Raw genomic sequence first — 12,047 nt, 5'->3', positions numbered from 1 at the left:
CGTCGCGCCACGGCGGGCGGTCGGATTCCGTACCCGATTAAGTTAGGCCCGCGAACTAGTTCCCGCATAGCACAGGTGGGAACTCTCACGTCCCGCAAGTCGGGCCGGGCGGGTGCGGGCGACACCCCTCGCCGACCGCCCGCACCCGCACACCCCCGGTGGGCGGCCACCGCCGGTGACCGGGTCCGCGGTGCCTCCCGTAAAAGAAGACGGCCGCCGACCTGGACCGGTTCCGTTCCGTCCCTTTCCCGTCGATTCGCGTGGACCGGCGCACGAAAAGGCGCCCGTCGCGGCAGAACCGCGACGGGCGCCGAGGACGGGTACTACTCGGTGGTGGTCCCCGTATTCATCGTGTGCAACAGGGTGTGCTGGTCGATCGAATCGCCCGCCAGTTCCGCGCACAGCCGGCCCCGGTGGAAGACCAGCACGCGGTCGCAGATCGCGGCCAACTCGTCCAGGTCCGTCGAACACAGCACGACGACCTTGCCCGAATCCGAGATCGACCGCAGCAACGCGTGGATCTCGGCCCGTGCGCCCAGGTCGACCCCTCGGGTGGGGTCGTCCAGCAGCAGCACGGTCGGGTCGGCCGCCAGCCACTTGGCCAGCACCACCTTCTGCTGGTTGCCGCCCGAGAGCAGGCCCGCCCGCAGGTCCACGTCGATCGGGTGGACGCCCACCCGTTCGGCGAGGCCGTGGGCGGTGCCGCGGAGTGCCTTCGAGCTGAGCTTGCGGGTCGCACCGGCCAGGGCCACGGGCTGGACCTGGGAGATGTTCTCCCAGATCGGCTTGTCCAGCATGAGACCCACCCGGCGCCGGTCGCCCGACACCAGGGCCACGCCGTCGGCGATGGCAGAGCGGAAGTCGCGCGGCGCACCCTTGCCGTCGGGCAGGGTCACCGTGCCCGACGCGGCCTTGGTCAGCCCCGCGATCACCTCCAGCACGTCGGTGTTCCCGGAACCGGCCAGTCCCGCCAGGCCGACGATCTCGCCCGCCCGGCACGACAGCGTCACGTCGGCCAGCCGGTCGGGCACGGTCACGCCCGCCAGGCTCAGCGTCGGACCCGAGGGCGTCGACGCGGCCCGCGCCACGCTCGACACCTCACGCCCGCCGAGCATGGCGTGCACGATGTCGCCGATCTCCAGCTCCGCGCGGGGCCGGGCGTCGAGCACCGTCCGGCCTTCGCGCAGCACCGTGATCTCGTCGCACAGGCTCATGACCTCTTCGAGGATGTGCGACACGAACACCACGGCCACCTGGCGTTCGCGCAGCACGCGCAGCACGCCGAGCAGTCGTTCGGAGCTGTCGGAGTCCAGCGCCGAGGTCGGCTCGTCGAGGATCAGTACCTTGGGCTCGACCAGCAGCGCCTTGGCGATCTCGACGAGCTGCCGCTGGGCCAGCGACAGCGAGCCCAGCCGCGCCTTCGGGTCGACGTCGAGCCCGAGCTGCTGCAACACCGGCAGCGCGCGCTCGCGCATCTCCCGCCGGTGCACGAAGCCGGTCTTGGTCGGCTCGCGCATCGGGTAGAGGTTGGCCAGGACGTCGAGGTCGGGGAACAGGTTCAGTTCCTGCGACACGACCGCGACGCCGTTGGCCGCCGCCTGCGCCGTGCTGGCGAACGTCACGGGCTCCTCGCCCATGCGCAGTTCGCCGCCGTCCGGCGCGACCGCACCCGTGATCACCTTGATCAGGGTGGACTTGCCCGCGCCGTTCTCGCCGAGCAGGGCGTGCACCGAGCCCGCGCGCAGCGTGAGATCGGCGCCCGCGAGCGCGGTCACCCCGCCGTAGGTCTTGGTGACCCCGCGTGCGGTGAAGGCTGTCATCAGTTCGCCTCGCCGATGGGCCGGATGTACTTGGACGGGTCGGCGAGCTGCTTGTCGACCTCGGTCTTGAACGCGGACTTGCGGGTGTCCTCGTTCTGCTGGCGCGCGATGATCTGGTCGACGTTCTCGGACGTGATCACCAGCTGACCGGTGTTCCACCAGCCCTTGGGCAGTTCCTTGCCGCGGGCGTGGTCGGCGAGCAGGCGCAGCGCGACGTAGCCCTTGAGCCAGTGCTCGGGCGAGGCCAGCGCGAAGACGTAGCCGTCCTTGACCGCCTGGAGCGCCGACGAGTCGGGGTCGCAGGAGCCGGCGAGGAACTTGCGGCCGGTGTTCTTCTGGATCAGCGCCAGGGACACCGCGTCCTGCGCGCCGACACCGAGGTAGGCCAGGGCGTTCGGGTTGGCCTTGACGATGTCGTTCCACTTCTCGAAGTTCGTCGTCGGCTCCGAGCCGGAGTCGAACGGACCCTTGATGGTCAGCTTCGGCCGCTTGGCCTTGATGACCTCCTGCACGCCCTTGAGCCGGTCCTCCAGCACGCCCAGGCCGGGGATGTCGTTGCCGAGCACGACCTCGCCGGTCGCGTCCTCGGGGACCTTCTTGATGAACTCCTCGCCGAGCGCCTTGCCCAGGTCGGTGTTGCTGTTGCCGATGAACAGGTCGACCTTGGTGCCGGCGGGCGGCGCGGTGTCGACGGCGACGACCGGGATCTTGGAGTCGGTCGCCTGGTTGAGCGGGCGCACGAACAGGTCCGGCGTCAACGTCTCCAGGGCGACGCCGTCGGTGGCGTTGCGGACCGCCGACTGGAACATGGTGACCTGCTGGGCACCGTTGATGCCGCTGGGCGCGCTGAGCGTGAGGTTGACGTTGCCCGCGTCGTCGGAGGCCGCCTTCGCGCCGAAGGCCATCTCCTGGAACGGGTTCTGCGTCGAGGTCGCGTACACGAACGCGAGGTTGAGCTTGCGGTTGGGATCGGAACTCCCGGCTTCGTTGCCGGACCCGCACGCGGCGAGCATCATGACTGCGGCGATACCCGCCACGAACCGATGGGGACGCATCGAGACCTCTTTCATTGCCGTGGTGGGGTTCTACAGACCGAACGCTGATTCACGCGCGCGACGCCTGCTGCGCAACGCGCTGTCAACCCCCACCGCGAGCAGGACGACCAGGCCGGTCGTGAACGCGCTCCAGTTCGCGGGGATGTTGAAGTACACGAGTCCACTGTCGACTACACCGAGCAGGATGGCGCCGAACACCGCGCCGACCACGGTCGCCACGCCACCGCGCAGCGGCGTGCCGCCGATGACCGCCGCGGCGATCGCCTGGAGTTCGAAGCCCAGTCCGATGTTCGGGTCACCCGACGTGAAGAACGCCAGACCCAGCACGCCGGCGAGCCCGCCGACCGCGCCGACCAGCACGAGCACCAGGGTGCGCGTGTTGGCGATCGAGATGCCGGAGAACGCCGCCGCGTCCGGGTTGGACCCGATCGAGCGCACCCGGTAGCCGAACGGGGTCCACCGCAGCAGTGCGGTGAGCCCGGCCGTCACGAGGATGAGGATCCAGACGCTGACCGGGAGTCCCAGGAAGTCGCCGCCGAGCACGACGAAGAACGGGTCGTCCAGCGGCAGGCCGTTGACCTGCTGGCCGTCGCCCAGGGCGACGGCCAGGCCGCGGAACACCTGCATCGTCGCCAGGGTCGCCACGAACGCCGGGATCGCGATGTACCGCACGACCATCGCGTTGACCAGGCCGAGCACCGCGCCCAGGCCGATGCCGACCACCATCGCCAGCCAGGAGTTCACCCCGGACCTGATCAGCAGCGCGGTGACGATCAGCGTGAGGCCGAACGTCGCGCCGACCGACAGGTCGATCTCGCGCATCGCCAGCAGGAACGCCATACCCGCCGCGAGCAGCGCGACGTACACGGAGTTGTTGAGCACGTCGAGCAACTGGCCCGGGTTCAGGAAGGTCGGGCGCAACACGCCGATCACCAGAACGAGCACGATCGTCGCGATCAAGACGCTGCTGGACTCCGCCCGCAGCGCTTGCTTTCCGAATCCACCGACGGCGCGTACCGCACCTGTTGGGGGTTTCCGTCGGTCAACCTCGGTCATGCCGCCTCCGTCCACCTGCCTGGACCGCCTTGTCCGGGGCCCAAGACTGAAGCGGTGTGATGCAGAACGCTTGCCCAATGGTGAACACCACTTGACCAACAGCGCATCGGCGCTTGCCGACCTGTCAAGTCCGAACTCGACATCACTACCGTCAGCCGCCATGGGCAGCTTGGACGGCAAGGTGGCGCTGGTGACCGGCGCGGGTTCGGGTATCGGCGAGGCGATCGCGCTGCGACTCGATGCCGAGGGCGCGCGGGTGGCCGCGCTCGACATCGACGCGGGCGCGGCCGGGCTGACCGCCGGGCTGGTGCGCGACGGCCTCGCGGTGACCGCGGACGTCGCGGACTCGACCCGGGTCGACGCGGCGGTGGCGCGGGTCGTCGAGCACTTCGGGCGGCTCGACGTGCTGGTCAACAACGCGGGCATCCGCGGCGGCACCGAGGCCGACGAGGCGTTCGGCAGGTTGGCGAAGCGGATCGAGGAGTCCGCGTCGGGCACGCCGACCACGACCATCGACGCCACGGTCAACATCTCCGACGACGCCTGGCACCGGATGCTGTCGGTGCACCTCGACGGCACGTTCTACGGCACCCGCGCGGCCGTGCGGCACATGCGCGAGCAGGGCGACGGCGTGATCGTGAACATCACGTCGATCTGCGGCCTGACCGGCTGCGCGCACATCCCGCACTACTCGGCGGCCAAGGGCGGCATCGAGGGCCTGACCAAGGCGGTGGCGCGCGACGTCGCTCCACTGGGGATCAGGGTGAACGCGATCGCGCCCGGCTACATCGACACCCCGCTGGGCGACGTGATCGCGCCCGTCGTGCGCGCGGACCTGAACCGGCAGATCTCGCTGGGGCGCTTCGGGCAGCCGGCCGAGATCGCGGCCGTGGTGGCGTTCCTCGCGGGCCCCGACGGCGCCTACCTGACCGGCCAGACGATCAGCCCCAACGGCGGTCTGGTCATCTGATCACGCCCGCGTGGGGCGGCCTTCCCCCGAGGGGCCGCTCTACGCGGTCAGCCCGCGCACCAACAGGTCCAGGCCGAAGCGGAACCGCTCGTCGCGGTCGCCTTGGGCGTGCTCGGCGCTCAACGCCACCAGGTGCGGGAACCGCTCGGCCGGCAGGGCGGCCAGGTAGTCGGCGATGCCCTGGTAGTACTCCCCCGCGTCCCGACCGGAGCGGGCCAACGCGGTGCTGACGGCGTCCTCGACGGCGCTGCCCACCACGTACAGGCTGATGATGTCCAGCGACCACGCGATCGTGCGCGGTTCGACGCCGCCCGCCACCATCAGCGCCGTCGCGGCCTCGGACAGGCGCAACGCGTTCGGCCCCAACGGGACCCGGGCCATGATGGCCCGCGCGATGTCGCCGTTGGCCAGCAGTCCCTGGTAGGCCGCGACCCACAGCCCGGTGAGCTGCTCGCGCCACCGCGCCGGGTCGACCGCCGGCGCCTCGATCCCGCCCATGACCTCGTCGACGAGCAGTTCCAGCAACTCGTCCTTGTTCGCCACGTGCGCGTAGAGCGAGGCGGGTCCGGTGCCCAGGTCGGCGGCGATCCGCCGCATGCTCAGGCCGTCGACGCCCTCTTCGCGCAGCACCGCCAGCGCCGTCGTGACGATCGCCTCGCGGGTGAGGTTGCGCCGTGCGGTCGGCTGCTTGCGCGGCGTCCACCAGGGCGGCTCGACGGGGTCTGCGGGTCGTGGCATGCCCGACAGCCTAGTTGACACGAACAGCGTTCGTAAGTAGAACAGCGTTCGTTAACGAACACCGTTCGAGGGGGTTGGGATGACGGACACGCAGGTCGCGGGCACACACGGCACGGCGACGCCGTACCGATGGCGGTGGTACGCCCTGGTCGCCGTGCTGGCGGCCGAGATCATGGACCTGCTCGACGCCACGGTCGTCGGCGTCGCGGCACCGTCGATCCAGGCCGACCTCGGCGGCGGAAGCACGACGGTCCAGTGGATCGCGGCCGGCTACACGCTCGCCTTCGCGGTCGGCCTGATCACCGGCGGACGTCTCGGCGACCTCTACGGGCGACGGCGCATGTTCCTGCTGGGCCTGGCCGGGTTCCTGGTCGCGTCGGCGCTGTGCGGCCTGGCGACCGGACCCGGCGTGCTGATCGCGAGCCGCGTGGCGCAGGGCCTGTTCGGCGCGATGCTGATCCCGCAGGGCTTCGGCATCATCCGGGCCACGTTCCCGCCGCGCGAACTCGGCGCGGCGTTCGGCGCCTTCGGCCCCGCGATGGGCCTGTCCGCCGTGGGCGGCCCGATCCTGGCCGGCGCCCTGGTCGACTGGGACCTGTTCGACGCCGGGTGGCGCACGGTGTTCCTGATCAACGTGCCGATCGGCCTGGCGACGCTGGCCCTGGCGTGGAAGGTGCTGCCCGAGTCGCGCGCCGAACGCGGCACGCGCCCGGACCCGGTGGGCATGGGCCTGGTGACGGTCGGCCTGCTGGCGCTGGTGTACCCGCTGGTGCAGGGCCGCGAACTGGGGTGGCCGGGCTGGGCCTACGGCCTGCTCGCGGCCTCCGTGCCGGTGCTGCTGCTGTTCGCCGTGCACCAGGTGCGGCGCACGAGGTCCGGGCGTTCGCCGCTGGTCGAACCGGTGCTGTTCCGGTCCCGCGCGTTCACCGGCGGACTGGCCGTGGGCGTGCTGTTCTTCGGCGCGACGAGCGGCCTGATGCTCGCCCTGGGCCTGTACCTCCAGCTCGGACTGGGGTTCACCGCGTTGGACGCGGGACTCGCGCAGGCGCCGTGGGCACTGGGGGTCGCGGTCGGCGCGGCGTTGTCGGGCGCGGTCCTGGCACGCCGGTTCGGCCGTCCGGTGCTCCAGGTCGGTGCGGTGGTGATGGCGGCGGGCATCGTCGTGGTGCTGACCGAGGTCGACGGCGCGGTGACCGGGTGGAGCCTGGCGCCGGGTCTGGCGGTGTGCGGACTGGGCATGGGCCTGCTGATCGCGCCGTTCTTCGACATCGTGCTCGCGGGCGTGACGTTGCCGATGGTCGGCTCGGCGTCGGGGGTGCTCAACGCGGTGCAGCAGCTCGGCGGCGCCGCCGGGGTCGCGGTGCTGGGCACGGTCTTCTTCACCCGGTTCGAGGCGGGCGACCAGGCGGGCGCGCTGCACGCCGTGCTGTGGTCGACGGCCGCGTTGCTGCTGGTGACGGCGGTCCTGGCGTTCGCCCTGCCCCGACGCGCCCGCGAAGACTCCACTGTGGACTGACCGCGCGAGTCATGCACTCAGACACCGCGAGTTGTGCGTCCAGGCACTGTGAAATGTGCATTCAGGCACGGCGAGGCGGGTACCACCGCGGTGCGGCCCGGCTCGTCACCCCACGCCATCGGGCGACGAGAGCGAAACCGAGGATCCATCGGCCGAACGGGTTCAGGGACGACGATTCCCCGTCACAACGACACCCCCGCCCTCGAAAAGTCCACTGTGGACCAATTCGGGAGTGCCGATCACGCCGTACCGGGTAGTCATCCGAACACGCGATAGGCTCGCTTCGGGGGTGGTGACGGTGGCCGACAAGTGGCTGCTGATCGAGACGTTCGGCGGCGTCGAGCCGTCGGTGGTCGGTGTGGGGAACGCGCCGAGGCGGATGGTGGCACTCAGATCCGTGCTGGGGCGCGGCCGGTACCTGGAGGACGCCCGGTCGGCGGTGGCCAAGGTCGTGGCCGACGCCGAGCCTTTCGACGGGCGGACGGCCGACCGGCAGCGCCGGGTGCTGGCCGTGCCGCTGCCCACGTTCACCGGCCGGGTGCACGGTGTGCACCTGTGGATCGGGCGGCCCGACGAGGAACCGCCGCCACGCGACCCGGTCGGCGCGTGGTACTTCAACCTGAGCACCGACAAGATCGGCGGCTCGGACGACCTGCTCGACCTGTACGGGGTGGCGCCGGAGAACCGGCGGCGGCAGCGGGTCACGGCCGAGGCGTTCGGCCGCCTGGTCGGCAACGCCGACGAGGCGGCGGTCCTGGCCAAGATCGTCACCTCGCGGCCGGGCGCCGAACACCAGGCCACGTGGACCGTGCGGCGTGACGACGGCGTGCTGCGCGCGGCCGACTACTCGTGCCGCGCGGTCGAGGACATACTGCCCGACGGGCGCCGGGAGGTCGTGCTGCGCGGTCTCGCACTCGACATCGGCCCGGCCGAGTCCACGCCGAGCGCGCCGCCGCCGCGCCCGGTGGCGCTGGCCCAGCAGGTGCTGGTGGCGGCCCGCGAACCGGGTCGGCACCGGGCGATCGTCAACCTGCGCACGCTGACCCTGCTGCGGTGGCTCGACGATCCGCTGCCGGGTGTGGCGTGGCAGCTCGACGACGTCAACCCGCCGGCCATCCACCCGGACGACGTGCCGTTGGCCAAGAAGCTGTCCGACGGCCTGGCGACGGCCGGGCGGGTGCGTGCGGTGCTCCGGCTGCGTGCGGCCTCCGGCGGCTGGATGCGGGTCGACATCGCGGCCAACCTGATGCTGCTCGACCAGCACACGACGGCGGCGCTGGTGACCGTGTCCCGGCCCGAGCCGGGCGACGGGGAATCGTTTGTCCAGGTTGACGGCATGTTCCAAGATTCATAACCTGGAGGTCGCTCCCACTGCCGTGGGTTGGGCACGACCCTGACGCCCTCGGGTCGATCCCCGCACGATGTCGATCAGGTCATCCGGTCCTGCCGGGTGACCCGGTGTGCCGTGTGATGGGGGGATCGCCATGCACCGGAAGATCAGTGGGGACGGTGGCATCGCGGCGCGGGTGCGCCGACTGTTCAGCCGCCCGGCCGGGCACCACGCCCGGTGCCACGTGTGCGGAACGCCGGTGGACACCCGGTGGACGCTGGACAGCCGCACCGGGGTGCCGACGTGGGACGTCTGGCGGATCGAGGCCGAAGCCGCGCTGCACCGTCCGGGGGGACCGCGTGCCGTGCTGCTGCTCGACCTCGACCGGTTCAAGGACGTCAACGACGAGTACGGCCACCTCGCGGGGGACGCGGTGCTCGCGGCCGTCGCGGGGCTGTTGCGCTCGTCGACGCGGGCGCACGACCTCGTCGGCCGATACGGCGGGGACGAGTTCGTGGTCCTGCTCTCCGCCGCCGAGGACGCCGAGACCGTCGCGCACCGCGTGGCCCGCGGAATCAGGGGACTCGTGGTGCCGGTGCTCGACGCCGACGGGTGCGCGGTGACGATCCGGGGGTTGTCCGCGTCGGTCGGCTGCGCACCGGCGCACGGCGAGACGGATCTGCACACGCTGGTGCGCCGGGCGGACGCGGCGATGTACGCCGCGAAGCGCCGGGGGGCGCGTCGGGACCGCATGCCCGACCAGCAGGAGCGGCGACTCCGCGTCGGGTGACCGGGTAAGGGGGGTTCGACGCGGCCCGGTCCCCGCCGGGACCGGGCCGCGTCGATCGGGGCGAGTCGTCCCGGCGGATCGGCCGACGCTGCTAGCGTGCCGACACCGCCACCCCACGGGGAGGTCCCGATGTCACGGGTCTACGTGACCACCACGCTCCCCCGCGTCGACACGCGGCCGGATTTGGCGTACGCGCTGGAAGCCGTGCGGGCCGACGCGCTCGCCCGGCACCACCGGATGCGGGGCGCACGGGTGCGCTTCCTGTCCGGTTCCACCGCCGCGTACGCCGCATTGCGCGAACCCCTTGCCTTGTGCACCAACGACTTCGTGTACCTGGCCGAGGACGCGCGGCACCGTACGGGTGTGACCCGCCTTTGGCAGGCGTGCGCGTCCGACCTGCGCCGGACGGACAAAGGCTGGGTGTTCCGCTTGTCCGCCACGGCGGACGCCCTGGTCTCCCGACCGCGCACCGGCGCGGGAATCCCCGTGCCGGACGACCCCGGGCACGAGGTGGACGACGGGTTCTCCGTCCTGGCCGGTTACGTGACGAGCCTGGGCTACGGCACCGACGGCGCCCACCACCGCCGCTGGTGGGTCGAGGGCGACGAACGCGTGCACGTGGTCGACAGCGACGCGTTGCCCGCGCACACCGGGCTGTGGCCGGCCGTGCTGGAGTCGGCGGGCCAGCCGGCACCCACCCGGCTCCTGGTCCACGACCGGCCCACCGACCCGACCGCGCCGGACGTCCTGGCCCACCGCCACGGCACCGACGCGGTCCGCTGGTGGCTGCTGCGCGACGCGGCGTCCCCGGCACGGGCGGACCGGGAGCTGGCCGACGTGTTCGGTTCGCTGGTGGACCGCGTGGTCGTGCTGGTCCACCGCTACCGCGACGGCCGCACGCCGACCCCGGTGGAGCCCACCGGTCCGGGCCGGGCCCTGGTGGAGTCGTGCCGCGCGACGCCGGAACGCGTGGCCGCCGCGTTCACCGCCGGCGATCTGCGGGCCGCGACGGAGGTGGTCGTGGACCTCGCGGGCGAGGCGGAACGCTTCCTGCGCGAGACCCGGCCCTGGGACGCGGCGCGCGCCGAACGCGACGGCGACGTGACGGCGGGCGAACACCTCGACGCGGCGCTGACGGTGTTGCTGCGCGTGTGCCGGACGTTGGCCGACCAGCTGACCCCGTTCGTGCCGACGTTGGCTGCCCGCGTGGCGGAACGTGCCGTCACGCTGTCCGGGGTCCTCCCGCTCCCCCGTGCCGTCTACCCCCGCCTGCCCGACCAACGCGGTCTCGCCTGATCACCCGGTCGAGGGTGCCTGAACGCGTGTTTCAGGGCGCCTGAGTGGAGGACTCGCGCGTTTCGAGCGGGCGGTCGCGGGGGAAGACAGCGGGCATGGACGAGATCACGGGGTCCCGCGGTGGTCGATGAGAGCGGGGCGGGCAAGGGAGTCGCGGGGCGGCTGACGGCGGCGGGGTTGGGGACCGTGCCCGGCACGGTGCTCGGCGCGGGCGAGTACCTGGGCTTCCTCCACGCCGGACTGCCACCGGCCCTGGCGGCGCTCGTTTACGGCGTCGCCATCGTGTGCGCCGCGTTCCTCCTGTCCTGGGCCGCCGAAGCCGCCCAGGTCGACGTGAGCGCGGGCCTGGCGATCGCCCTGCTGGCGATCGTCGCCGTGCTGCCCGAGTACGCCGTCGACCTCGTGTTCACGTTCGAGGCGGGCCAGGAGTTCGCCGACCAGGGCAGGTGCGCCGCCCAGGGCGCGACGGACCCGTGCTCGCTGGCCCTGGCCAACATGACCGGCGCCAACCGGGTGCTGGTCGGCATCGGCTGGCCGCTCGTGGTCCTGGTCGCCACGATCGCGACGGTCCGCAAGCACCGGTCGAGCGAGTCGACCGCGCCGGGTCGGGTGCGGCTCGCGCCGACCATGTCCGCCGAGGTGGCGTTCCTGGGCGTGGCGACCCTCTACTCGCTGACCCTGCCCCTGCGCACGTCGTTGACCCTGGTCGACGCGGTCGTGTTCGTGGCCGTGTTCGCGGGTTACGTGTGGCGTCTGTCGAAGGCCCCGGTCGAGTCGCCGGACCTGCTGGGCGTCTCGGCGTGGCTGGGCGGACTCGACGCGCGACGGCGGTGGGTGGTCGGCCTGTTCGCGGTCGCCGGGCTGGTCGTCCTGGCGTGCGCCGAGCACTTCGCCCAGAGCCTGGTCGAGAGCGGGCAGCAGTTGGGCGTGGACGAGTTCCTGCTGGTGCAGTGGGTCGCACCGCTGGCCAGCGAGGCGCCGGAGCTGATCGTGGCGTGCCTGTACGCGATCCGGCTGAAGGCATCGCACTCGCTGGGCACGTTGCTGTCGAGCAAGGTCAACCAGTGGACGCTGCTGGTCGGCACCATCCCGGTGGTGTTCGCCCTGTCGTCGGGTTCGCTGTCAGGCCTGCCGATCGACGGGCACCAGCGCCTGGAACTCCTGCTCACCGGTGCCCAGTCGCTGTTCGCGGTGGCGATCCTGATGGACCTCGGCCTGACGGTCGTCGGCGCGAGCGTGCTGTTCGCGCTGTTCGCGGTCCAGTTCACGGCGAGCGTGACATTGTCGGCCGAGACCAATCGCGTCGTGACGCTCGTGCTGTCCGGGCTCTACCTGGTCCTGGCGGTCGTCCAGTTCGTGCGCCACCACCGCGACACCACGCGCACGGTGCGCGACGGCTTCCGGACGCCGTTCAAGGAGCTGAGCGACCACCCCGGAGACGGGCACTGACCGGCACTCTTCAGTCACCGGTAAATC

10 protein-coding genes are annotated in these 12,047 nt (G+C 71.8%); 6 read left to right on the top strand and 4 right to left on the bottom strand.

What is annotated here, in order from left to right; translation table 11 throughout:
- Window positions 1–323: 323 nt before the first annotated feature.
- The 3 genes from F4559_RS15360 to F4559_RS15350 are packed head-to-tail and all read right to left on the bottom strand — an operon-like array spanning window position 324 to window position 3,835.
- Complete coding sequence (locus tag F4559_RS15360; RefSeq protein WP_184669399.1) at window positions 324–1,820, bottom strand: sugar ABC transporter ATP-binding protein; 1,497 nt, start codon at window positions 1,818–1,820, stop codon at window positions 324–326.
- The gene (locus tag F4559_RS15355) at window positions 1,820–2,875 is read right to left on the bottom strand and encodes a sugar ABC transporter substrate-binding protein (RefSeq protein ID WP_184669397.1); all 1,056 of its coding nucleotides are present in this window, start codon (window positions 2,873–2,875) and stop codon (window positions 1,820–1,822) included. Before F4559_RS15355 ends, F4559_RS15360 begins: the two co-directional genes overlap by 1 nt.
- A gap of 30 nt (window positions 2,876–2,905) precedes the next feature.
- Window positions 2,906–3,835 (bottom strand): ABC transporter permease, encoded by a 930-nt coding sequence (locus tag F4559_RS15350; protein WP_246445215.1) that lies wholly within the window; start codon window positions 3,833–3,835, stop codon window positions 2,906–2,908.
- Window positions 3,836–4,091: 256 nt separating this feature from the next.
- Here F4559_RS15350 and F4559_RS15345 point away from each other — a divergent pair, with 256 nt between their 5' ends.
- Window positions 4,092–4,901 (top strand): SDR family NAD(P)-dependent oxidoreductase, encoded by an 810-nt coding sequence (locus F4559_RS15345; RefSeq protein WP_184669394.1) that lies wholly within the window; start codon window positions 4,092–4,094, stop codon window positions 4,899–4,901.
- 39 nt (window positions 4,902–4,940) lie between these two features.
- On the opposite strand, the gene F4559_RS15340 is transcribed toward F4559_RS15345, so the two are convergent.
- The gene (locus F4559_RS15340) at window positions 4,941–5,639 is read right to left on the bottom strand and encodes a TetR/AcrR family transcriptional regulator (protein ID WP_184669392.1); all 699 of its coding nucleotides are present in this window, start codon (window positions 5,637–5,639) and stop codon (window positions 4,941–4,943) included.
- A 79-nt stretch (window positions 5,640–5,718) separates the two neighbouring features.
- Between F4559_RS15340 and F4559_RS15335 the strand changes: the two genes are divergently transcribed.
- From F4559_RS15335 to F4559_RS15315, 5 genes are all read left to right on the top strand, one after another.
- Window positions 5,719–7,155: an MFS transporter gene (locus F4559_RS15335; protein WP_184669390.1), complete on the top strand. Its 1,437-nt coding sequence runs from the start codon at window positions 5,719–5,721 to the stop codon at window positions 7,153–7,155.
- 298 nt (window positions 7,156–7,453) lie between these two features.
- Window positions 7,454–8,509 (top strand): GAF domain-containing protein, encoded by a 1,056-nt coding sequence (locus F4559_RS15330; RefSeq protein ID WP_184669388.1) that lies wholly within the window; start codon window positions 7,454–7,456, stop codon window positions 8,507–8,509.
- A gap of 130 nt (window positions 8,510–8,639) precedes the next feature.
- Entirely contained in the window at window positions 8,640–9,275 is a 636-nt protein-coding gene (locus F4559_RS15325; protein ID WP_184669386.1) for a GGDEF domain-containing protein, read from the top strand.
- A 129-nt stretch (window positions 9,276–9,404) separates the two neighbouring features.
- Window positions 9,405–10,571, top strand: coding sequence for a class I tRNA ligase family protein (locus F4559_RS15320; RefSeq protein ID WP_184669385.1), 1,167 nt, complete (start codon window positions 9,405–9,407; stop codon window positions 10,569–10,571).
- 120 nt (window positions 10,572–10,691) lie between these two features.
- Entirely contained in the window at window positions 10,692–12,020 is a 1,329-nt protein-coding gene (locus F4559_RS15315; RefSeq protein ID WP_184669384.1) for a sodium/calcium exchanger protein, read from the top strand.
- The last annotated feature ends 27 nt before the right edge of the window (window positions 12,021–12,047 follow it).

This window comes from Saccharothrix violaceirubra (genome assembly GCF_014203755.1).
Classification (GTDB): Bacteria; Actinomycetota; Actinomycetes; order Mycobacteriales; family Pseudonocardiaceae; genus Actinosynnema; species Actinosynnema violaceirubrum.
Note: the sequence above shows the minus strand (reverse complement) of the source record. Positions and strands in the feature narration are given on the sequence as shown.